This window comes from Streptomyces mayteni (assembly GCF_054783955.1).
In genome coordinates, this window is the sequence record NZ_BAAGPR010000022.1 from 23,351 (window position 1) to 44,555 (window position 21,205).

General features: G+C 72.5%; 19 protein-coding genes and 1 pseudogene. 7 read left to right on the top strand and 13 right to left on the bottom strand.

Annotated features, from left to right (window positions below):
- The first annotated feature begins 59 nt into the window (after positions 1–59).
- Positions 60–839, top strand: a complete 780-nt coding sequence (locus ACYVPE_RS12955) for a phytanoyl-CoA dioxygenase family protein (RefSeq protein WP_461033672.1) — start codon at positions 60–62, stop codon at positions 837–839.
- A gap of 13 nt (positions 840–852) precedes the next feature.
- On the opposite strand, the pseudogene ACYVPE_RS12960 reads toward ACYVPE_RS12955, so the two are convergent.
- Positions 853–948, bottom strand: a pseudogene (locus tag ACYVPE_RS12960) (IS481 family transposase); the annotation flags it as partial.
- A gap of 247 nt (positions 949–1,195) precedes the next feature.
- Between ACYVPE_RS12960 and ACYVPE_RS12965 the strand changes: the two are divergent.
- Positions 1,196–3,940, top strand: a complete 2,745-nt coding sequence (locus tag ACYVPE_RS12965) for an AfsR/SARP family transcriptional regulator (RefSeq protein ID WP_461033726.1) — start codon at positions 1,196–1,198, stop codon at positions 3,938–3,940.
- Positions 3,941–4,044: 104 nt separating this feature from the next.
- On the opposite strand, the gene ACYVPE_RS12970 is transcribed toward ACYVPE_RS12965, so the two are convergent.
- The 6 genes from ACYVPE_RS12970 to ACYVPE_RS12995 all read right to left on the bottom strand — a co-directional run bounded on the left by ACYVPE_RS12970 (position 4,045) and on the right by ACYVPE_RS12995 (position 9,750).
- Positions 4,045–5,250, bottom strand: coding sequence for an FAD-dependent monooxygenase (locus ACYVPE_RS12970; RefSeq protein WP_461033673.1), 1,206 nt, complete (start codon positions 5,248–5,250; stop codon positions 4,045–4,047).
- 210 nt (positions 5,251–5,460) lie between these two features.
- On the bottom strand, positions 5,461–6,105 hold the full coding sequence (locus ACYVPE_RS12975; RefSeq protein ID WP_461033674.1) for a PadR family transcriptional regulator: 645 nt from the start codon (positions 6,103–6,105) through the stop codon (positions 5,461–5,463).
- Between the two features lie 77 nt (positions 6,106–6,182).
- Positions 6,183–6,350: a hypothetical protein gene (locus tag ACYVPE_RS12980; protein WP_461033675.1), complete on the bottom strand. Its 168-nt coding sequence runs from the start codon at positions 6,348–6,350 to the stop codon at positions 6,183–6,185.
- Between the two features lie 96 nt (positions 6,351–6,446).
- Complete coding sequence (locus tag ACYVPE_RS12985) at positions 6,447–6,758, bottom strand: hypothetical protein (RefSeq protein WP_461033676.1); 312 nt, start codon at positions 6,756–6,758, stop codon at positions 6,447–6,449.
- 61 nt (positions 6,759–6,819) lie between these two features.
- A complete protein-coding gene (locus ACYVPE_RS12990; protein WP_461033677.1) occupies positions 6,820–7,095 on the bottom strand; it encodes a hypothetical protein in 276 nt (91 codons plus the stop codon).
- A gap of 1,416 nt (positions 7,096–8,511) precedes the next feature.
- Positions 8,512–9,750 (bottom strand): XRE family transcriptional regulator, encoded by a 1,239-nt coding sequence (locus ACYVPE_RS12995; protein WP_461033678.1) that lies wholly within the window; start codon positions 9,748–9,750, stop codon positions 8,512–8,514.
- A 163-nt stretch (positions 9,751–9,913) separates the two neighbouring features.
- Here ACYVPE_RS12995 and ACYVPE_RS13000 point away from each other — a divergent pair, with 163 nt between their 5' ends.
- Both ACYVPE_RS13000 and ACYVPE_RS13005 read left to right on the top strand, forming a co-directional pair.
- Positions 9,914–10,339, top strand: coding sequence for an ATP-binding protein (locus ACYVPE_RS13000; RefSeq protein WP_461033679.1), 426 nt, complete (start codon positions 9,914–9,916; stop codon positions 10,337–10,339).
- 189 nt (positions 10,340–10,528) lie between these two features.
- A complete protein-coding gene (locus tag ACYVPE_RS13005) occupies positions 10,529–11,005 on the top strand; it encodes a hypothetical protein (RefSeq protein WP_461033680.1) in 477 nt (158 codons plus the stop codon).
- Here the strand turns inward: ACYVPE_RS13005 and ACYVPE_RS13010 are convergent.
- Positions 10,987–11,487 (bottom strand): GNAT family N-acetyltransferase, encoded by a 501-nt coding sequence (locus ACYVPE_RS13010; protein ID WP_461033681.1) that lies wholly within the window; start codon positions 11,485–11,487, stop codon positions 10,987–10,989. The two genes, ACYVPE_RS13005 and ACYVPE_RS13010, sit on opposite strands and share 19 nt — an antisense overlap.
- A gap of 68 nt (positions 11,488–11,555) precedes the next feature.
- Here ACYVPE_RS13010 and ACYVPE_RS13015 point away from each other — a divergent pair, with 68 nt between their 5' ends.
- On the top strand, positions 11,556–12,707 hold the full coding sequence (locus tag ACYVPE_RS13015; protein ID WP_461033682.1) for an endonuclease/exonuclease/phosphatase family protein: 1,152 nt from the start codon (positions 11,556–11,558) through the stop codon (positions 12,705–12,707).
- Here the strand turns inward: ACYVPE_RS13015 and ACYVPE_RS13020 are convergent.
- Positions 12,704–13,942 (bottom strand): amidohydrolase family protein, encoded by a 1,239-nt coding sequence (locus ACYVPE_RS13020; RefSeq protein WP_461033683.1) that lies wholly within the window; start codon positions 13,940–13,942, stop codon positions 12,704–12,706. The two genes, ACYVPE_RS13015 and ACYVPE_RS13020, sit on opposite strands and share 4 nt — an antisense overlap.
- A 214-nt stretch (positions 13,943–14,156) precedes the next feature.
- Between ACYVPE_RS13020 and ACYVPE_RS13025 the strand changes: the two genes are divergently transcribed.
- Positions 14,157–15,704 carry a protein kinase domain-containing protein gene (locus ACYVPE_RS13025; protein WP_461033684.1) on the top strand — a complete coding sequence of 516 codons (1,548 nt, stop codon included), beginning with the start codon at positions 14,157–14,159 and terminating at the stop codon, positions 15,702–15,704.
- A 46-nt stretch (positions 15,705–15,750) separates the two neighbouring features.
- Here the strand turns inward: ACYVPE_RS13025 and ACYVPE_RS13030 are convergent, their stop codons facing one another.
- The 4 genes from ACYVPE_RS13030 to ACYVPE_RS13045 form a co-directional block, all read right to left on the bottom strand.
- Positions 15,751–16,860 (bottom strand): acyltransferase family protein, encoded by a 1,110-nt coding sequence (locus ACYVPE_RS13030; protein ID WP_461033685.1) that lies wholly within the window; start codon positions 16,858–16,860, stop codon positions 15,751–15,753.
- Between the two features lie 149 nt (positions 16,861–17,009).
- On the bottom strand, positions 17,010–17,666 hold the full coding sequence (locus ACYVPE_RS13035) for a response regulator (RefSeq protein ID WP_461033686.1): 657 nt from the start codon (positions 17,664–17,666) through the stop codon (positions 17,010–17,012).
- Complete coding sequence (locus ACYVPE_RS13040) at positions 17,663–19,003, bottom strand: sensor histidine kinase (protein WP_461033687.1); 1,341 nt, start codon at positions 19,001–19,003, stop codon at positions 17,663–17,665. The genes ACYVPE_RS13035 and ACYVPE_RS13040 overlap by 4 nt, the downstream gene beginning before the upstream one ends.
- 130 nt (positions 19,004–19,133) lie before the next feature.
- Positions 19,134–19,859 (bottom strand): winged helix-turn-helix transcriptional regulator, encoded by a 726-nt coding sequence (locus ACYVPE_RS13045; RefSeq protein WP_461033688.1) that lies wholly within the window; start codon positions 19,857–19,859, stop codon positions 19,134–19,136.
- A gap of 88 nt (positions 19,860–19,947) precedes the next feature.
- Between ACYVPE_RS13045 and ACYVPE_RS13050 the strand changes: the two genes are divergently transcribed.
- Positions 19,948–21,159: a pyridoxal phosphate-dependent aminotransferase gene (locus ACYVPE_RS13050; protein WP_461033689.1), complete on the top strand. Its 1,212-nt coding sequence runs from the start codon at positions 19,948–19,950 to the stop codon at positions 21,157–21,159.
- The last annotated feature ends 46 nt before the right edge of the window (positions 21,160–21,205 follow it).

Sequence of the window (21,205 nt, forward strand, 5' to 3'; positions counted from 1 at the left end):
CCGGGCGCCGGTGCGAAATCCGATTGTCGCCCGGTGCGGCGGCGGTGAGACTGGGCGCCGTGCTGACGCGAGCGGAGATCGACGAGTTCGAGGCGAACGGCTTCGTCCGGGTGGCCGGCGCCGTGCCGGCCGAGGTCGTCGACCGGTGCCGGGCCGAGCTGTGGGAGGCGACCGGCTGCGACCCGCACGACCCCACGACCTGGACGGAGCCGGTGATCCGGCTCGGCGGCTTCGCCACCCCGCCCTTCCGCGCCGCCGCCAACGCCCCCGTGCTGCACGAGGCGTTCGACCAGCTGGTCGGCCCGGGGAAGTGGCGGGCGCCCGGGGGCCTCGGCACCTTTCCTGTCCGCTTCCCCAGCGACGAGGAGCCGGGCGACGACGGCTGGCACGTGGAGGCCAGTTTCGCCGGCGAGGCGGGCGAGTACCGGCTCAACCTGCGCTCCCGCGGCCGCGCCCTGCTGATGCTGTTCCTCTTCTCCGACGTGGGCCCGGACGACGCCCCGACGCGGATCAGGGCGGGCTCGCACCGGGACGTGCCGCCGCTGCTGGCGGACGCGGGCGACGCCGGACGCGAGTGGTTCGACCTCTGCCGTGACGCGGTGGCCGCCAGCGAGCGCCGCCCCGAGGTCACCGCGACCGGCCGGAGCGGCGACGTGTTCCTCTGCCACCCGTTCCTGGTGCACGCGGCCCAGCCGCACCGCGGCACTGTGCCGCGGTTCATGGCCCAGCCCCCGCTCGACCCGACAGGACCGCTCGACCTCGACGCAGCCTCCCCGAGCCCGGTGGCCCGCCCCGTCGTCGAGGCCCTGGGACGGGCCCGTGGCGGCCATCCCGGCTAGGTGTATTGACCCGCAGCGTTGTGCCGTTGAAGCGTTCGACCTTGCCGTCGGTCTGTGGCAGGTAGGGGCGAGTGAGCTTACCGACCGCCCCCGACCTGGCGGCCCGCTGCAACCTCGACGACCTGCCGTCCGTCGCCGAGGCGCCCCCATGTGGCTCGCCGCCGCCCTCGGCGGCCAGTGGACTCGACCCATGTCGGCCCGGACGGAGAACTGATGTGGCGCTATTGTCCGTTGGCGGCCCTCGGCCCTCCACCGAGTGACGGGGTACCCTCTGGCGATCCCGGGAAGTTCTCCTATCCTTCTGTCTGCGGTCTCCCGAGTCGCTCGACCTGCCGTAAGGGGTCCTGGGGGTGAGGATGTCGGTCGAGTTCCGGATGCTCGGGGACGTCGGAGTGCGCTCCGGCGGCGTGGAGTTGAACGTGGGGCCCGCGCGCCAGCGGTGCGTGTTGGTGGCGTTGCTGGTCGAACCGAACCGGCCGCAGCACGTGGACGTGCTCGTGGAGCGGGTCTGGGGTGGCCGGCCGCCTCGGCAGGCCCGCAACTCCCTGTACGCCTACCTCGCTCGGCTGCGGCAGGCGTTCACGGACGTGCCGGGCGTCGAGATCAGGCGAACGCCGGCCGGCTACCTGTTGCCCGTCGACGAGGACGCGGTGGACCTGCACAGCTTCCGACACCTGGTGCGAGGGGCGCGCGGACAGGACGACCGAACGGCCCTGGAGCGCGTGGAGCGGGCGCTGGGGCTGTGGCGCGGCCCGGCGCTTGGCGGACTCGACGGGTTATGGGTCGAGTCCGTGCAGCGGACGTTGGAGCAGGAGCGCTGGCAGGCCCTGCTGCGCCGCAACGACCTCGCGTTGCGCCTCGGGCACCACGCCGATCTGGTGGCGGAGTTGTCCGCGATGGCGGAGCGGAACCCGCTCGACGAGCGGCTGGCCGGCCACCTCATGCTCGCGTTGTTTCGATCGGGTCGGCAGGCCGACGCGCTGCGCCACTACCAGGACGTGCGGCACCGGCTGGCCGACGAACTGGGCACCGACCCCGGTCCGCGACTGCGCACCCTGCACCAGCGGATCCTGGTGGGGGAACAGGCGGAGCACCACACGACCACGCTCCGCCCCCGCCAACTTCCGGCCGAATCCCGGTTGTTCTGTGGCCGGTTGGACCAACTCGCCCAGCTCGACAAGGCGCTGGCTTCCGACGGCGCGTCGGCGGCGGTGGCGGTCGTCGGGGCCGCGGGCGTCGGCAAGACGACGCTGGCGCTGCACTGGGCGCACCGCGTGGCCGACCGGTTCCCCGAGGGGCAGTTGTACGCCGACCTCCGCGGCTTCGACCCGGCCGGGCCTCAGGTGTCCCCGTCGGTCGTGGTGGGGCGCTTCCTGGAGGCGTTGGGCGTTCCATCGGAGTCCGTCTCGGCCGACGCCGAAAGCCGCTTGGCACAGTATCGGAGCGCGGTGGCGGGCCGGCGGCTGCTGGTCGTCCTGGACAACGTCAGGGACACCGACCACGTTCTCCCGCTGCTGCCCGGCAGCGACACGTGCACCGTGCTCGTCACCAGCCGCGACCGCCTGACCGGACTGGCCGCCACGTACGGGATACCGACGGTGGAGCTGGACGTGATGTCCGAGACCGAGGCGCGCGACCTGCTGGCCGGCCACCTGTCCAGGCGGCGGGTGAACGACGAGTCGGAGGCCGCCGGGGCGCTGCTGCGGTGGTGCGCTGGCCTGCCGTTGGCGGTGGGGGTCATCGGGGCACGCGCCGCGGCCCGCCTGGACTTCCCGCTTGACGTGCTGGTCGAGGAGTTGCGCACGGCCGAGGGGCTCGACGTCGACGACCGCGGGCCGAGCTCCCATCTGCACGCGGTGTTCACCGCCTCGTACCGGACCCTGCCGGCCCCGGCCGCGCGGGCGTTCGCGTTGCTCGGCGCCGCGCCAGGACCGGACATCTCGCTGCCGGCGGCGGCCGAGCTCCTCGACCTGCCCGTGCCGCGGGCCAGGCGCCTGCTGGCGCATCTGGAGACCGTCCATCTGCTGCGTCAACCCACGCCCGGCCGTTACCAGATGCACCATCTGGTCCGGGTGTACGCCGGCGAGCGCGCGCACGGCGATCTGGCCGACGAACGGGAGCCGGCGTTGCGCCGGGTCATCGGGTACTACGTGCGGACGGGGCGTGCCGCGGAGAGCGTGCTGTATCCATACGAGGACCCGCCAGCGCTCGGCGAACCGGCGCGCCCCACCGACGCCGTCTCCGACGAGGCGCGGGCGTTGGGTTGGTTGGCGTCGGAGTATCCGTGTCTGATCGCGAGCCAGGAGGCCGCGCTGCGGCTGGGCTGGGACTCCGCCGTGTGGCAGTTGGCCTGGGCCCTGGACACGTTCCTGCGCCGGCAGGGTCCCCTCGACGATCAACTGGCCGTGTGGCGTGCGGCGATGGTCGCGGCCGACCGGGTGGGGGACCCCGACGTGCGCGCCCTGGCGTCGTGGCGGCTCGGCGCGGCGCTCGCGCGCGCGTCGGACCTCGACGCGGCGGCCGACCACCTCGACCTCGCCCTGGAGCTGAGCCGCGCCTCCGGCGACGCGCCCGGGCAGGCCAACGCGCACCAGGCCCTTGCCTGGTCGCACGAGCAACGCGGCGACGACGCCTCGGCCCTGCGGCACGCCACGAGCGCGTTGACGATTCTGCGGGCCCTCGGCGTGCCGATGCGCGAGGCGCACGCACTCAACCAGGCCGGGTGGTACGCCGCCAAGTGCCACGACCTTCCGCTGGCCCGCGCGCACTGTGCGGCGGCGCTCGACCTGGCGCGCCGCCACGGCGACCGCGACGCCGAGGCGCGCACGCTTGACAGCCTCGGCTATATCGCCCACCTGGCCGGTGACCACGACGAGGCCATGGCCCACTACGAGCAGGCGCTCGCCGGCTTCCACGAGGTGGGCGCGTTCTACGACTACGCCGACACCCTGGAACGCCTAGGCGAAGGACACGCCGTCGCTGGCCGCCGCGACCGGGCCGGCGCGGCCTGGCGGCGGGTGTTGGCCCTCTTCCTCGACCAGCGTCGCGACACCGACGCCGACCGCGTGGCCGCCCGCCTCGACGCCGTGCGCGGCGACTGATCCCACCGCGCCGACCCGGTCGACCGGCGGCGACCTCCTGGAACCGGCCGACCACCCAAAGTCCTCTCGTCATCTGGCTCCGCACACGAACACCCGGACAAGCCCTAGCCGACCCTGGCGGCCGACTCCTCCCAGTCGATGCGGTAGCGGTGCGTCGGGCCGAGGTTACGCTCCGGGTTCATCGCGAACCTCACGAGAACCCGCATCAGCAGCGGCATCACCACCCGAGCCAACGGGCCGGGCGCCTTCGCCTGGTTGATCCGCCGCGCCTCGGCGGCGATCTTCTCGACCCGCGGTCGACGGCTGCGCTCGTAGGCGGCGAACGCGGCGGCCGGGTTCGGCAGGTCCCGGAGGCAGCGGGCCAGTTCGATGCCGCTCTCCATGGCCAGCGACGCGCCCTGCCCCGAGCTGTTGGACGGCGCGTGCACCGCGTCGCCCACCAGGACCAGCCGGCCGCGGTACCAGTGCGGCACGCTCGGCATGATGTGGGTCGCGCCGGTGATGTGGAGCCGGTCGGCGTCGATGTGCCGGACCAGGTCGCCGGCCGGGTCGTCGCCGCCGTAGGTCTCGCGCAGCACCCGCAGCCACTCCTCGGCCGGCACGGCGCGGGCCTCCGTCAGCCGCAGCGGCTCGGCGTGCGGCAGGTTCGCCGCCCAACGGGTACGGCCGTCAAGGGTCTTCCAGTAGAGGTAGAAGGCGCGCCGGCCGAAGGCGAAGTGCATGACGCCCGCTTCGCCCGGCACCTGCCGGTCCACCAGGACCTCGAAGCCGAGGACCCCGGTGTACTCGGGGCCGGGCGCCGCCGGGTCGATCAGCCCGCGGACGGTGGAGTGGACGCCGTCGGCGCCGACGAGGATGTCGCCGGTGGCCGTCGTGCCGTCGGCGAACCGCGCCGTGACGCCGTCCGCGCTCTCCTCCATGCCGACCAGCCGCTTACCGCGCTCGACGCGGACGCCGTGGGCGGCGGCGGTCTCGTCGAGCACGCGGTGCAGGTCGTCGCGGAGGATCTGCCGCTGCGCCGGCAGGTCCTCGAGCTGGGGAAACCGGACCATGCGGCGGCCGAACGACATGGCCGTCCACGGGATCGGCTCGGAAACCGCCTCCACCGCTTCCCTGGCGCCGACCAGCTCCAGCGCGGCCAGCCCGTTCGGCGCCATCGAGAGGGTGCCGCCGATGCCTTCCGTCGGGTGCGGGTACGCCTCGTAGACGGTCGCGTCGATGCCCGCCCTGCGCAGCGCCAGCGCCGTCACGGGGCCGGCGACTCCGCCACCGACGACCAGCGCGGTCCTTGCTTTCTCCACTTTCTCCATGAATTTCCCCCTGTCGGGTTCGGGCCAGGCGCCGCCGGGTCGCGGCGCCGACCGGTTGATCCGCGCCGGAGGCGCGGTGAACCGTCCCCGCGGGGGAGTCCGACTATCGTTGCGCGTGTCCATCTCGCGGCCGGATTCGCCTCGCGCGGGTCCCGGTTCGGGATCGAAGGGCCCGGCGGCGGTGCTGCAACACCCCGCCGGGCCCGTTGGTCATTCCTCGTGCCCCCGTTCCGCCAACTCGGCCAGTGCGGGGGACATCTCGCCGGTGGCCTTCCAGCGCCGCCACTCGGCGAGGCCGGGAAAGGCGCCCGAGGCGAACTCGTCGAGGAGCGAGCGCACCCACGCCGCCTCCGCCTCCAGGGCCGCGAGCTCGTACTCGTCCTCGATCAGGAACAGCCGTGGCACGGCCAGGACATCGCGGGCCAGCGACTCGCGGCGGGCGGCGCACTCCCGCTCCAGCAGCCCCAGCCGCCGCCGCAACAGGTCGGCGGCCTCCTCGGGGCCGAGCGCCGCGAGCACCGAGAGGCCGGCCCTGAACCGCCGCGGCTCCGGCTGCGGCGTCGAGACCAGCTCCCGCACCCAGTCGACCATCTCCGCCTGCCCGGCCTCGGTGATCCGGTAGACCGTCCGCTCCGGACGGGCCCCCTCGCGGGTGGTGCCCACGACCTCGACGAACCCGTGCTTGGCCAGGTTCCGGATGACCGTGTAGAGGGAGCCCAGCTTGATCTCCATGTCGGCCTCCTTGCCCCGGGCCCTGAGCAGCGACATCACCTCGTACGGGTGCATCGGCCGCTGCGCGAGGGCGGAGAGCACCGCGAGCGCGAGCAGATTGCCCACCTTGCGCCGTTTGGCCACGGAGTCTCCACTCGTAGGCAAGTACTTGCAGACGAGTATATGCCCGCCAGGTCACGTGCCGCCCCTCACGACTTCCTTCACGACTTCCTCAGCCGGGCGAGCAGCGGCGGCGAGCGGTAGGCGCCCTGCTGTCCTGTGACCCAGGAGTCGAGGTCCGGCGGGTGGAGCCGTCGGGTCCCCAGCGCGAAGATCGAGCCGATCGCCGGGGCGGGCACCGAGAGACCGGCCAGGAACAGGCCGGGCATACCCCCGCGCCCGCGCGATCACGGACGCGTTCCCCGGCGAGACGGTCAGCAGCAGGATCGCGCCCGCGGCCACGCTGAGCAGGCCGGACAGCGCCATCACCGGCAGCCAGCGGGTCCGTAGCAGTCGCCTGACCAGCAGCGCGGCGACCGCGATGCCGACGACCTGCGCGGTGAGCAGCCCGCCGACCCAGACCGGCTGTACTGCGGCACCGCCAGCAGATACGCCTCGGTCAACTCGATCAGCGTCATGAACGTCGCGCCGGCGACCATGGCGGCGGCGATGCCGGTGACGGGCAGGGTGTCGCTGATCGGGCGGACCGGCATCAGCGGCTCCCGACGCCAGTACTGGCCGCCGACCAGCACGACACCGGTCAGTACCCCAATCGTCAGCGTCAGCCAGAACCACACCCTGGAGAACCCGCCCCTGGTCAGCCACGCGACGCCGAAGAACGCCCGATGCCGGGCGCGATCAGCGCCAGCGCGGCGGCCACCACGAAGCCGGCCTCGCACACGAAGTACACCCGGCGCCGCGGACGCGCTGGATGAGGTCGGCCGCCGCGACCGCGCCGAAGGCGTACCCGGCGGTGGAGAGCCCGACGGCGAGTTGCAGTTCGAACGGGGTGGCGCCCGACTGCTCAAGCAGGGGCTGCCGCATCAGCGAGGTGGCCGTGGTGAGCACGAGGAACGGGGTCAGCGCGAGCAGGGCGAGGGCTACCGCGGCGGGGTAGCTCGATGCCCAGGGCACCCGGTTCAGAAGGCGCGGCGACGAGCTGCTCGACCGCACGGGCGGCTCCGGGGTGGTGGCGCGGCGGCGCCGCCCGAACGGTCTGACCTGGCCGTTCCCGATCGTCGGCCCAGCGTACGACCGCCCGCGCGGACTGCCTTGACACTGACACGCCGCCTCCCGCCTGCCGGCGGGCCTGGCCGTATCCCGCCTTCCGCCGGCCCCACCAGTACCGCCTGCGGCGGCGGCTGCCCGGGCCTCACCGGCTTCCGGCCGGACCAGTTCGCTGGCGGAGCCGAAGACGCCAGCCGGGTTCGCCCCCGAACCGGCCGGGCATGGCGTTTATGGAGCCTCCCGAGTGAGGTGCGGGCGGGTGCGCTGGATGCGAAGGATCCTTGCGCGTCCTGCTAAAGACCGGGCGGCCCGACATAGGTGACAGTGGGGCCACTTCGGCACTGGTTTCCGCAGCTCCGTGCCGTCGACGGGATCGGCTTCCTGACCCAGCCTGAGTTCTGACTGGATCAGGAAGTGGAGTGTGTTTCAGTTATGCCTTGCAAGTGAAAGGTTCTGCCTCGACGTGGGGTCGGGGGATTGGGCGGCGAGAGTCAAGAGGGGGAGCCATCATGCCAGTTCTTTACGCGATCGTTCTCCTGTTGGGCGGGCTGGTCGCGCTGGTTCGGCTGATTGCGTACCGACGCAAGGCTTGATCACCGAGCCTCGTACGTCGTATCGCCGCCAGGCCCGTCCGTTTGCCGAACGGTTGACCGCAACCTTTGAAGGAGCGGCACATGCGCGGCAGGCGCCCGCTCCTTCAAAGGAGAAGACCGACGCGATGAAACTGGACAGTACAGAAGAACCCGAGGATCGACGCCCCTGGGAACGTTCGAGGGCCCGAGGCGAACCCCCGACAGGTGGCCCTGGCGGCCCAGCCCACGGGCCTAACCGCTACGCAGAGTACGGTGGCGGCAGATGGCACACGACGCTGAGCGTGCCGTCAATCATCGTAGTGGTCTTGATTGTCATCTGGACCGTCTTCGCCGTGCAGTGGGGAGAACAAGACTGCGCCCTTCCAACCTCGTATGCTCTCGTGATCACTCACGGAACTCCGAGTGTCTTCGAGGGGTGCGGCGACGATTACCCCGTTGATGTCACCGACGACTGAACGGCCTCAGCCGCAGCGCGAGGGGTGGAAAGGAACCCCCGGTCTACCCCCACGCTGCTACCCCCCATGGCCCGGGGCACCCCGGCGTCACCTACTGCCCCGACATCCACGACGCCCCGGCCCAGCTCGGCATGGAAGACCGGGCGCCGAACGTGGAACACCGACCAGCTCGGCCGTGCCCTCGCCGCGAAGGGGGGTTCGGTCACGCCCGTCCGCTGGTAGCCGCAGCCGCCCCGCGGCGTCCCCCAGGCGGGCTCGGGTAGCCGGCCGCGTGATCAGAAGCGGTACGGATCGTCGTCTATCACCAGACGAACCTGACGCAGCGTGTCACGGAGGGTGCTGGGCGCATCCCCCATGTGTTCCCCGTTCCGGCACACGTTGCTCAGTATCTTCAGCGTCACGGTCGAGGTGGTCTCCGTGACGGCCGGAATCAAGGACATCGCCTGTTCCTGGGCTTCCCGCCATGCGCGCACGCGCATCAGGCAGTCGAGCAGACGGACCGCGGCCACGTTGCGGTAACCGACCTGATCGGTGGACGTCTCGCTCATGGCCCGGCGGAGAACCGGGATCGCCGCGTGCCAATGCCCCAGCCTTTGCAGCACTCGCCCCTGCTGCCGGTCCAGTTCGGCTTCGGTGACCCACCAGGCCCAGTCGGGCGTGTCCGCCGGAGCGCTCTCAAGGAGCAGGTCCCGCGCCCGATCGAACGAGCGAGTGACCTCCCATTCGCGGGCCGAGCCCGCCAATCCCTGTGCCTCGCGCGCGCGGAACATGGCTTCGACTCGCGTTCCGAGCGTCGAATCGAGCGCACCCTGAGCGATGGCCAGTTCCTCTCGCCAGCGGCCGACCCAACCGGCGAGCATGGCCATGTTCTGCATGATCAGGCGCTCGATGGAGAGATCTCCCGAGAGCTTCGCGAGGAGCAACGCCTCATGGTTGAAACGCCGAGAAGCGTCGAAATGCCCGGCATTGAACAACGCCCAGCCCGCCACCTCGGCCAGCTCCGCCGCTGACGCGCGGATGTCCCGTTCATGGCGTGCTTCGTAATCACCCGAGCCCAGCCGTCTGTGCACTACCTTGAACGATCGCGCGGCCAGGTCTGCGATGGGCAGGCCGTTCAACGTGTTGTCCAGCACGATGAGCTTATGGGAAACATCTCGGATGGCCTGGGCGAATGCTTCTCCGTTGGAGTTGAGTGACAGTTCTTCTCTCGGCTTCGGTAGGAGATCCCCTGGACGTTCCCACGGCCTGGGCGCCAGCCGGAGGAGACGTCCGGGAATCCGAAGAACGTCGGCGATGTGTTCGATCTTCGGCAGGGTGGTGATCGCGCCTTTGCCTCTGGCGAGTTCACTGACGCGGGACGGCTTGATGTCGCACGCCTCGCCGATCCGGTTGTAACTGATTCCCGCGTATTTGCGGATCAGAAAGAACAGCCGTCCGAAGTCTTGTTCGGCCAGTGCGGCTCGGACGTCCTTTCGGTCAAGGACATCTGGGGGAAGGGCCGTTGGTGGTCGCATCGTCGCTCCATGGGACGGCCGAATGCTGACGTCCGAGTCTACGCCCGCCATTTACCCCTCCAGGCCCATCGTGGGCTTACCACGGTGGGCTAACGAATGCCGACGGTGATCGGAAGGCTGATCGCATGGCGACGCACTCGTTTCGTTCTGCGCTGGAGGTGCCATGGAGGCCGCCGTACGAGCCGCCCGGAACCAGCACGTCTACGGATGGTCGTTGGTGGCGCGCGCTCAGGAGATAGAGCTGTGGCGGCGGATGGTCGGTGACGTGTTCCGGGAGTGGGGTGCCTCGACGTCCGCCGTTGAGGTGGGGCGGCTCGGGGTTACCGAGTTGCTGTCGAACATCATCCGGCACGTCGAGCGACCGCAGTGCTACCTGCGGGTGATCCGGATCGGCGGGGAGGCCGTCGTTCAGGTCTTCGACCAGTCGCCGGAATTTCCGGTCATCGGTAGGCCGGAGTGGGACGCCGAGGCCGGTCGCGGGCTGTGGCTGCTGCGGGAGATGGCCGACCGCTTCGGCTGGGAGGCCACTCGACCGCGACGCGGCAAGATCGTGTGGTTTGCCTGCCGGCTGACGCCGGCGACCCCATGAACTCACCGATGTCCGTTCCGGGCGGATGGATTTGGCCGTCCCCGCCCGGAACGGCTGCACCACCGGCGTGGGGCAACAGGGCCTCGCGCCTCGGGATGAGAGGAACGGTAACCGACATGGCAGTTGATCCGGGAGACGACGAGCCCACCGAGGGTGGGCAGTCCGGCGGCTGCGGAGACGGCGACGGCTGTGGACGCCAGTAACCCGCACGACGGCAGGCCCCCTTCCTCGGAAGGGAGCCTGCCCCGGCCGCACTTCCACGCCTACCGCTGGCAGGGCGACCGCCGCACCCACGACCAGGAAGGTCCACGCCGGCCCGAGTCGCCGGCGTTCGCCGCCAACCCCTGCACACCCATCCTGATCGCCAACTGGTTGCTGCGACCGGCCGGCGCTATCGCCGCCACGTTCTATGACGTCGACGCGGCCGTCGCATGGTTCAGAGAACAGGCGGAACGGGCCGCGCCCGGGTTTATGTCTCCCCAGGAGCGAGAACCGGCGCGGGTCGGGGCGAAGGTGGCGCACGTCGCCGCTACCCTCCACCGGGGAGGCGACGCGCACGCCGCTTGGTATGTCCAAGCGACCGGCTACCGCACCCTCGACCTCATCACCTGCTCACCGAACGGCCGCGATCCGCGACTGCCCTGCCCTCAGCGAGGCGCCGCGTAGCAGTGGAGGGTGACGGTCTGCTCCGGGCTCCAGGCCCGCTCGACCGTGGCCAGCAGGCGCCAGCCGAGCCGCTCGTAGAGGGCCGCGGCCGCGGTGTCCGTGGCCACCACGTCGAGCACGGGGTGCAGGCCGCGGCGGCGGGCCTCGGCGTCGGCCCGGGTGATCAGCAGGGCGCCGAGGCGGTGGCCGCGGGCCCAGGGTGCGACGAACAGCCGGCTGACCACGGCGGTGGGGCCTTCCGGCCACCGGGTCGGAGCCACGTCGCCCTCGCCGGCCGGGGACAGCACGACGTGCCCGGCCACACGACCGTCGAGCTCGGCGACCCAGGCGCCGAGCTGGGCGCCGTGGGACAGCCAGTCGGCGGGCCGCTCCGGCCAGTTCACCGGGTAGCCGTCGCGCTGGTGGACCTCGGCGAGCACTCGCACGCACGCGTCGAGGTCGTCGTCGTCGGTTCTGGGGCGGGTCTCCGGGGCGCTGTTCATCTGCGGATTCAAACACGGTCGAACAGGCGGTCTTGACGCGCTACCCGCGTAGCGCGATCCTGGCGGCCGTGACTGGGCGACGGGGACTGATGGGCGCGCTGGCATTGGTGTTGCTTGCGGCGTCGGCGATGGTGGCGACGAGCCAGGCGCGGGCCGCGGAGGCCGCCGCGGTGTCGTTGCGGGTGCTGGACTGGAACGTGCAGGGCGGCCAGGGCACGGACGGCGTCACGGACTTCGGGCGGATCGTGTCCGTCATCCGGCAACAGAGCCCGGACGTCGTGACGTTGCAGGAGCTGCACGACAACCGGGCGATCGGCGGCGAGAACCAGTGGCAGCGGCTGCTGGACGAACTCCCCGGCTATCAGGCGCACTTCGCCCGCAGCGACGACAACGCGTTCGGCGGCTCGGCGGGCAACCTGATCCTCAGCCGCTACCCGATCGAGGAGCGGCTGACCACGCTGCTGCCGCAGTACCCGGCCGACACCACCGCCGTGCGGCGCAGTCTCGGCGGGGTCAGGATCGACGTCGGCGGCACGGACGTGCGGGTCTACACGACGCACCTGTCCGCCGGCGTGGGCGCGGAGGCGACGGAGCGGCGGGCCCGGCAGGCGCGGGCCGTGGTGGACCGGGTCTCGTCGGCGGCGACCATGCGGACGCCCGCGCTGCTGACCGGCGACCTCAACGTGCGGCCGGGCGACGCGATCCGCCCCTGGTTCGCGGAGCCCGGCTGGCTGGACGCCTGGACCCAGCTCAACCCGAACACTGGCGCCGCCACGGTCACCCTGCCCGGCAACGGCGACGACGCGCGGATCGACTACGTGTACGCCACCCCGGCCCTCGACGTGACGGCCGCCAGGACGGTCACCACGTCCGCCTCCGACCACCGCCCGGTGGTCGTCGACCTCGCCGTCCACGAGCCGGCCCTCGCGACCACCGGCACGGTGCTCGCGGGCGCCGACCGGAACGCCGGCTGGGCCAACGTCACGGCCTACGCGGACGCCGGCCTCCGGCTCCGGGTCTGTGACAACCGCGCGGACGGCTGGGGCGTCCGGGCCTACGTCGACGGCACCTCGGTGACCGTCGCCGACCCGGCCTTCGCCGACCGCTGCGCCGCGGTCGACGCCCCGGCCGGCACGGCGAGTTCGCCGGTGGTGCGGGTCTGCCTCTACCAGGCCGGGGTGGAGAGGGAGTGCCGGGAGGCACGGGCCACGGCCGGTTAGCCGGCCGTCACGTGGGCGGCCGAGGCCGCCAGGGCGGCGGGGAGGTCGGGCGGGGTGTCCAGGGGGACGCGCTGGCCGGCGATCAGGACGGCGTGGATGTTGCCGGGGTGGGCGGCCGTGACGACGGTGGCGACGGGGTCGTGGTGGCCGCCGAGCAGGTTGGTGTCGGTGGCGCGGAGGAGCACCAGGTCGGCGGCGGTGCCCAGGGCCAGCGAGCCGACGCGGTCGGCGAGGCCGAGCGCGGCGGCGCCGCCGGCCGTCGCGTGGTGGAGCACGTCGGCGGGGGAGAGGCCGCCGCTGGTGAGCATGGCGCGCATCAGCGAGAACATGTCGCCCGCGGTGGCGCTGACCACGTCGACGCCGAGCCCCGCGGTGACGCCGTGCCGGTGGAGCCGGTCGGCGAGCGGCGGGCCGAAGCCCATCCGGGCCTCCACGGCGGGGCAGACCGCCATGGCCGCGCCGGCCCCGGCGATCAGGGCGAGTTCGTCGTCGGGGAGCGAGTTGCCGTGCGCGAAGGTGATGCCGGGGCCGAGCAGCCCGGCCGATCGGAGTGCGGCGACGGGGAGTTCGGCGACCGGGCCGCTGGCGATGTGGCTGAAGACGCGGAGGCCGAGTTCGGCGGCGAGGGCGAAGGACTCGGCGACGTCCTCCATCGGGGAGTAGGAGGGGCCGAGCGGGCCGAGCGCCAGGGTGATCAGGTCGTCGGGCGCGTGCACGAAGTGGTCGCGGTGGACGCGGCGGATCTGGTCGGCGGTCAGCCCGTCGCCGAACACCGGCTGGCCCAGGGCGAGTACGGCCCGGATGCCGGAGCCGCGCAGGGCGAGGATGGCGGCCTCGGCGTGGTCGGGGGTGAACAGGATGTGGGAGTGGTCCTGCACGGTGGTGATCCCGGAGGCCAGGCACTCCAGGGCGCCGGCGAGGGTGCCGACGTGCACGTCGGACGGGCGGTAGCGCGGCGCGATCTCGCCGAGGACGAGCCCGAGGTAGCCGTCGAGGTCGACGTCGGTGGCGATGCCGCGGAGCGCGGCCTGCCAGACGTGCCGGTGGGCGTCGACGAAGCCGGGGAGGACGATCAGGTCGGTGCCGTCGATCACCTCGTCGGCGTCGTGGGCCGGCAGTTCGGGGCCGACGGCGGCGATGCGGCCGTCCTCGACCAGCAGGTCGTGGGAGGGGAGGGCGACGGCCGCCGGGTCGGTGTCGATCAGCAGCGCGCGGCGGATCAGCAGACGTTCCATGGCTGCCCGGTTTATCACGTTCCGCGGCCCGGCCGGGGGAGCGGTGGCGTAACGGGAGCCGGCTCCGTCGCCATACCGTGACGAAGCGGGGACGCGCCGCGTTACGGCGTGGAGGGAGAATGAGCGGCGTGACCGTCTCGGCCGTCGGGGCCGGGACCGCAAGGGGGACGAGACAGGTGGAGTTTTCCGTGGCGCGGTCGGTCGGGAGCGGCGGGTGAACCCGCTCGGCGCGGGAGACCCGCGGACGCTGGGCGAGTACCGCGTGTTGGGGCGGCTCGGCACCGGCGGGATGGGGCAGGTGTTCCTCGGCCGGACGCCGGACGGGCGGACGGTCGCCATCAAGCTGATCCATCCGCATCTGGCGCACGAGCCGGAGTTCCGGCGCCGCTTCCGGCAGGAGGTGGCGGCGGCGCGGCGGGTGTCGGGCGAGTGGACGATGCCGGTGCTCGACTCGGACACCGAGGGCGAACTGCCGTGGCTGGCCACCGGGTTCGTGCCGGGTCCCTCGCTGACCGGGGTGGTCGAGGAACTGCACGGGGCGCTGCCCGAGTTCTCCGTGTGGCGGCTCGCCGAGGGGCTGGCCAGCGCGCTCGGCGCGATCCACGGCGTGGGCGTGATGCACCGCGACCTCAAGCCGTCCAACGTGCTGATCACCCTCGAAGGGCCGCGGGTCATCGACTTCGGCATCGCGCGGGCCGCCGACGCGAGCATCGCCACCAGGACCGGGATCGCGGTGGGCTCGCCCGGCTACATGGCGCCCGAGCAGGTGCGCGGCGAGACGCTGACCGAGGCGAGCGACGTGTTCGGGCTCGGCGCGGTGCTCGCCTACGCGGCCAGCGGCAACGGCCCGTTCGGCGACCGGGACTCGGCGGCGCACACCCTGATGCACCGGGTGATCGCCGAGCCGCCGGACCTCAGCGGTCTCGCCGGTCCGATGCGCGACCTCGTCGAGCGCTGCCTCGACAAGGACCCGGCACGCCGGCCGACGCCGCGGGAGATCGCCGCGGAGGCGGCCAGGCACGTCGACCCGAACGGCGAGGAGGGCGTGTGGCTGCCGCCCGCGCTGACCGCGCGGCTCGGCAAGGAGGCGGCCGGGCTGCTCGCGCTCGGCGGGCCGGCGGCCGAGGACCCGAAGGCGGGGCCGGCCGAGCCGTCGAGCACGCCCTACAACATGCCGACCATGACGGCCTCCTCGGGGGAGCGGACCCCGGCACGGCCCGGCACCCCGCCGCCCGGCACGCCGCCTCCGCCGCCGCAGCCCGCGACGCCGGCGACGCCCCCGCCGGCACCGGTCGCGCCGGCGCCGGTCGCGCAGCCGGGCTCAGGGCCCTATCCGCACGTGACCCCGCCCATGGGCTACCCCCAGCCGCAGCCGCACCACCCGTCGTACCCGTACGGGACGCCGGCGCCCGGCTACACCCCGCCCGGCGGCTCGACGGGGCCGGTGGCGTACCCCGGCGTCGGCTACCCGCCGGTGGTGCACCACCCGGTGGCCCCGATGGCGGCCGTGTACGTGCCGGTCGCGCCGTTCGGGGTGGACGCGTACGGGCGGCCGCTCTCCAACAAGTCCCGGATCGCCGCCGGCCTGTTGCAGCTCTTCTTCGGCACCCTCGGCGTCGGCCGCTTCTACCTGGGCCACGTGGGCATCGGCATCGCCCAGCTGTTCACCTGCGGCGGCTTCGGGGTCTGGGCGCTGATCGACGCCATCGTGATCCTGGTGAGCCGGAACACCACGGACGGCCAGGGCCGGATCCTGCCCTGACGGACCGACGGACCGACGGACGGCCTGCCGCGCCGCCCGGGCTCGTCTAACGGAAGTGGGTGCCCGGCAACGAGGCGAGGATGGCTGCCCTGTGCCCGGTGCCGTCGGGCGCCGCGTCCGCGACCGGTCGCCACCCGGGCGAGGACTCGGGCGCGTCGCCCGACGGGGAAGGACCGGGCAGCCGCGGCTGCACGGCCGGCCGGGCCAGGCGGCGTACGGGCGGCGAGGCGAGGACGGACGAGGCGGCCACCGCGAACGCCACCACCGCCGCCTGGTCCAGCCAGCCGTCGACCCAGGCGAACGCGTCGGCGGCGTTCAGCGGGCGCAGCAGCAGGGCGTGCAGCAGGTAGACGTAGATGCCGCCTGAGCCGAGGTAGGTGATGACCGGCAGCGGACGGCGCGGCACGAGCCGCACGGCGGCCAGCACCATCGCCATGCCGCACAGCAGCACCGCGCAGCGGACCGCCGCCGCCACCTCGACGCCGCCCGGCACGCCCAGTTCGGCGTAGGTCAGCCGGAACTCCAGCAGCTCGCGGCCGACCAGGTCGCGTCCGAACCACGCGGCGGTGAACGCCACCGCCAGCAGTGCCACCGCCGGGGTCCGGGTGCGCGGCGCCCACAGCCACGCGTCGAGGTCGCCGCGCCGCAGCTTCCAGCCGAGCAGGAAGAAGGGGAGGAAGACCAGGGCGCGGGAGAACGCGAACGGCATCGGGTCCAGCGGCAGGAAGCCCGCGACCAGCGCGGCGGCGAACGAGGTCGCCAGCGGGTGGCGCAGCCGGGCCAGCCAGGGCAGCGCCAGCCGCCACAGGATCAGCGCCTGCAGGAACCACAGAGTCCAGGCGGCGTTGTGGATCTCCTTCGCCCAGAACGCGTCGGCCTGGGACATGGCCCATATCTCCAGCCACGCCAGGAGCTGGATGGTGAGGAGCGGGACGAGCAGCGTCACCGTCAGGCCCCGGCCGCGGCGGCCGGACAGCCGCGCGGAGCTGCTGAAGTACCCGGCGAGCAGGGCGAAGAGCGGCACGCGCAACGCCCAGGTGGCGACGTACAGCCAGTGCAGCCCGTCGTGCTCGCGCAGGGTCTCGGTGAGGTGGATGAGCAGGACGCCCGTCCCGGCGAAGTAGCGGAGGGTGTCCCAGCGGGCTTCACGCACCATCGCGTCGCGTGTCCTTTCAGGGCAGCGTAATACCGCATAAGTACGCGGTATGTTGGCGGTCGGGTGTGGGGTGAGTGGGTGGATGGGTGAGTGGGGTGGGTGTGCTCGCGTTACGGCGGTCTGCTCGCGTTACGGCGCGGCGGGCCCGGTCAGGCGGGCGTCACCAGCCGTGCCTCGTAGGCGAAGACCGCCGCCTGAGTGCGGTCGCGCAGCCGGAGCTTCACCAGGATGCGGCTGACGTGCGTCTTGATCGTGGACTCGGCCACCCGCAGGTGCTCGGCGATCTCGGCGTTCGACAGGCCCTGCGCGATGAGCGCGAGCACCTCGGTCTCCCGCTCGGTCAGCTCGCCGATCCGCTCCCGGGCCGGGGGTCTCGGCATGGCGCCCATCCGGGAGAACTCGCTGATCAGCCGCCGGGTGACGGTCGGCGCCAGCAGTGCCTCCCCGGCCGCGACCACCCGCACGCCCTCCGCCAGCTGCCGGGCGGAGGCGTCCTTCAGCAGGAAGCCGGAGGCGCCGGCACGCAGCGCCTGGTACACGTACTCGTCGAGGTCGAAGGTGGTCAGCACCAGCACCCGCGACGCCCCCGCGGCGATGATCGCCCGCGTCGCCTCGATGCCGTTGAGCACCGGCATGCGGATGTCCATCAGCACCACGTCCGGGCGTAGTTCCGCGGTCCGCTCGACGGCCTCCCGGCCGTTGACCGCCTCGCCGGCCACCTCCATGTCCGGCTGGGCGTTCAGCAGCACCGAGAACCCCTCGCGAACCATCATCTGATCGTCGGCGATCAGCACCCTGATCGTCATGCGCCGTCCTCTCGCTCGTCGTCGCCCTCCTCGGGTGCGTGCCGGGGCACGGGTATGAAGACGGCCGTCTCGTACCCGCCGCCGTCCGCCGGCCCTGCGGTCATCGCGCCGCCGAGCATCGCCACCCGTTCCCGCATCCCCGTGATCCCGTGCCCCGCCCCCGGCGAGGGTGGCGCCTGCTCCGTCGCGGGTCCGTTGACGATCCGCAGGCCGAAGCCCCCCAACACATAGCTGATCTCCACGCGGGCGCTCGCGCCCGGCGCGTGGCGCATGGCGTTGCTCAGCGCCTCCTGCACGATGCGGTACGCCGACAGCTCGATGCCCTGCGGCAGCTCGCGCACCGCGCCGGTGACGGCCTTCTCCACCGCCAGGCCGGCCTCGCGCACGTTGTCGAGCAGCCCGTCGAGCGCGGCCAACGTCGGCTGCGGCGCGTCGGGCGCCTCGTAGTCCTCCGCGCGGACCACGCCCAGCACCCGCCGCAGCTCGCTCAGCGCGAGGAGGGCGTTCTCCCGTATCGTCGCGAACGCCTTCGCCAGCTCCGGCGGTGGGTTCGCCACCCGGTAAGGCGCCGCCTCGGCCTGGATCGCGACCACCGACATGTGGTGGGCCACCACGTCGTGCAACTCCCGCGCGATGGTGGTGCGTTCCTCGAGCAGCGTCCGCTTGGAGCGCTCCCGCGCGGTGACCGCGACCTGTTCCACCACCTCCCGCCGCGTCTCCAGCCAGCCGCGCACGAGGAGCACCGTGAGCAGGGCCAGGAAGGAGACGATGACCATGGCACCGCTGGTCGAGCCGTACCAGCTGTTGCCGGTCAGCTCGAAGCCCAGGGCCAGGGCGGCCGTCAGCAGCCACATCTCGGCGGCCACCCGGGGCCGGGACCTCGCGGCGACCGTCATCATCACGGCGAGGTGGCAGACGAAGGTGCTCGGCGTCCACGGGACCGACTCGCCCCAGGTCGTGTTCGCCGCCTGGAGCCAGCTGACCACGAACGACAGCCACCAGGCGCCCATGTGCCACTGGAGGCAGCAGAGCAGCGTGAAGCTGACGACCAGGGCGTCGATGTTGTCGGGGCTCTGAGACGTCCCGAAGATGTCCCACCCGCCCGCCGTCGCCAGCCCCAGCGCGAAGGCGAGCACCACGATCACGCCGTGCGGCAGCCACCGCGCGGTCGCCCGCAGGTTCTCCGGCACCCGCTGGAGGGGTGGCAGCGGTGGCAGCGGCCGGGCGGTGAAGGCCCCGGCGAAGAGGTCTCTGCCCAGGCCCCGGAAGAACCCGATGGCGGTGCGGAGTTCGCCGCGGAGGCTTGCGTCGGCGGAGGGGCGCGTGCTGTCGGTCACGCTCAGTACCGTACAGACCGTCGCTTTCGGCGACGTCGGCCCAGACGGTGACTCGGCCGCGTACATCTCAAGGACTACCCGGGCCCTCCGCACGACGGGCCCGCGGCTGTCCGCCGCTCTTCCGGGCGGTTCACGGCATGGTCGCGACGCCCATCGGCGTGCCGCCGGCGCGCCCGCGGGCGTCGCCGTCCGGTAGGGAAGGGGACACCGGCACCCCGGCGCCGGCCTTGCCGCGGACGGCGTCGGCGAGCGGGGTGTCGCCGGTGACGCCGAGGCGGCCGGCGCGGACGGCGTCCTCGGTGGTCAGCTCGCCTTCGGCCAGCTCCTGGCAGGTGGCGGTGTCCAGTTCGAGGCGGGCGTCCGGGTGGTCCGCCGGGCCGTCGCGGTAGGCGAGCCGGCCCTCGTGCGGCACCAGGTGGAAGACGCCCTCCGGGAGCCGCACCTCGAGCACGCCAGGGTGTTCGGCGGCCAGCGGGCGCAGCCGGCGCATCAGCGGGATGGCGAACCAGTGGGCGCGCACCGCGTCGGTGGGCCGGCGCTCGCCGAGCGCCGGGCCGCCCCAGACGGCCAGCGCGGTCAGCGCCGGCAGCAGTTCGTGGCCCCGCGGCGTGAGGTCGTAGACATACGCCACGCCGGGCGGCGCGAGCCGGCGGCGGGTGACGAGCCCGTCCCGCTCCATGTCCTTGAGGCGGGAGGCCAGCATGTCGGTGCTGACGCCCGGCAGGTCGGCGTGCAGGTCCGTGTAGCGGCGCGGGCCGGCCAACAACTCCCGCACGATCAGCAGGGTCCAGCGGTCACCGACGGTGTCGAGGGCGCGCGCGATGGCGCAGTACTGGTCGTAGCTTCGGCGAGGCATGTGATCAGTCTAGAAAGATTTGGTTGGACTTTCCAAGTCGTAACTTGGTAGAACCAAGTGGACGCTACGCACAGGGAGGTCCATCCCCATGGAGTTTCGGCAGTCGAGCAAGCTGAGCGAGGTCCTGTACGAGATCCGCGGGCCGGTGATCGAGCACGCCAACGCGCTGGAGGAGGCCGGCCACAGCGTGCTGCGCCTCAACACCGGCAATCCGGCGCTCTTCGGCTTCGAGGCGCCGGAGGAGATCCTCCAGGACATCATCAGGACGCTGCCGCAGGCCCACGGCTACAGCGACTCCCGCGGCATCCTCTCCGCCCGCCGCGCCGTGGCCCAGCACTACCAGCAGCGCGGCCTGCCGGACGTCGGCGTCGACGACGTCTTCCTCGGCAACGGCGTCTCCGAACTGGTCTCGATGGCGGTGCAGGCGCTCGTCGAGGACGGCGACGAGATCCTGATCCCGGCCCCCGACTTCCCGCTGTGGACGGCCGTCACCACGCTGGCCGGCGGCAAGGCCGTGCACTACCTGTGCGACGAGTCGTCCGACTGGTACCCGGACCTGGCCGACATGGCCGCGAAGATCACCGACCGCACCCGGGCCGTCGTCATCATCAACCCCAACAACCCGACGGGCGCCGTCTATCCGCGCGAGATCGTCGAGGGCATCCTCGACCTCGCCCGCCGGCACCACCTGATGGTGTTCTCGGACGAGATCTACGACAAGATCCTCTACGACGACGCCGTCCACCACAGCGCCGCGCCGCTCGCGCCCGACGTGCTCTGCCTCACCTTCTCCGGCCTCTCCAAGGCGTACCGGGTGGCCGGTTTCCGCGGCGGCTGGGTGGTGGTCTCCGGGCCGCGCCAGCACGCCAGGAGCTACCTCGAGGGGCTCACCACCCTCGCCTCCATGCGGCTGTGCGCCAACACCCCGGCCCAGCACGCCATCCAGGCCGCGCTCGGCGGCCGGCAGTCCATCCAGGACCTGGTGCTGCCCGGCGGCCGGCTGCGCGAACAGCGCGACGTGGCCTGGGAGAAGCTCAACGAGATCCCCGGCGTCTCCTGCGTCAAGCCGCGCGGCGCGCTCTACGCCTTCCCCCGGATCGACCCCAAGGTCCACCCGATCGTCGACGACGAGCGGTTCGTGCTCGACCTGCTGCTCCGCGAGAAGATCCAGGTCGTCCAGGGCACCGGCTTCAACTGGCCGCGCCCCGACCACTTCCGGATCCTCACCCTGCCGCACGCCGACGTGCTGGAGTCCGCCATCAGCCGCATCGGCCGCTTCCTCGCCGGCTACCGGCAGTAAGTCCATGGCTGTGGGTCTTCACCACCATCTTGTCGGGTACTGATCA

Coding starts and splice junctions, on each gene's coding strand:
- ACYVPE_RS12965 (WP_461033726.1), top strand. CDS start 1,196: ATGTCGGTCGAGTTCCGGATGCTCGGGGACGTCGGAGTGCGCTCCGGC.
- ACYVPE_RS12970 (WP_461033673.1), bottom strand. CDS start 5,250: ATGGAGAAAGTGGAGAAAGCAAGGACCGCGCTGGTCGTCGGTGGCGGA.
- ACYVPE_RS12980 (WP_461033675.1), bottom strand. CDS start 6,350: ATGCCCGGCCTGTTCCTGGCCGGTCTCTCGGTGCCCGCCCCGGCGATC.
- ACYVPE_RS12995 (WP_461033678.1), bottom strand. CDS start 9,750: ATGCGACCACCAACGGCCCTTCCCCCAGATGTCCTTGACCGAAAGGAC.
- ACYVPE_RS13000 (WP_461033679.1), top strand. CDS start 9,914: ATGGAGGCCGCCGTACGAGCCGCCCGGAACCAGCACGTCTACGGATGG.
- ACYVPE_RS13010 (WP_461033681.1), bottom strand. CDS start 11,487: ATGAACAGCGCCCCGGAGACCCGCCCCAGAACCGACGACGACGACCTC.
- ACYVPE_RS13020 (WP_461033683.1), bottom strand. CDS start 13,942: ATGGAACGTCTGCTGATCCGCCGCGCGCTGCTGATCGACACCGACCCG.
- ACYVPE_RS13030 (WP_461033685.1), bottom strand. CDS start 16,860: ATGGTGCGTGAAGCCCGCTGGGACACCCTCCGCTACTTCGCCGGGACG.
- ACYVPE_RS13035 (WP_461033686.1), bottom strand. CDS start 17,666: ATGACGATCAGGGTGCTGATCGCCGACGATCAGATGATGGTTCGCGAG.
- ACYVPE_RS13045 (WP_461033688.1), bottom strand. CDS start 19,859: ATGCCTCGCCGAAGCTACGACCAGTACTGCGCCATCGCGCGCGCCCTC.
- ACYVPE_RS13050 (WP_461033689.1), top strand. CDS start 19,948: ATGGAGTTTCGGCAGTCGAGCAAGCTGAGCGAGGTCCTGTACGAGATC.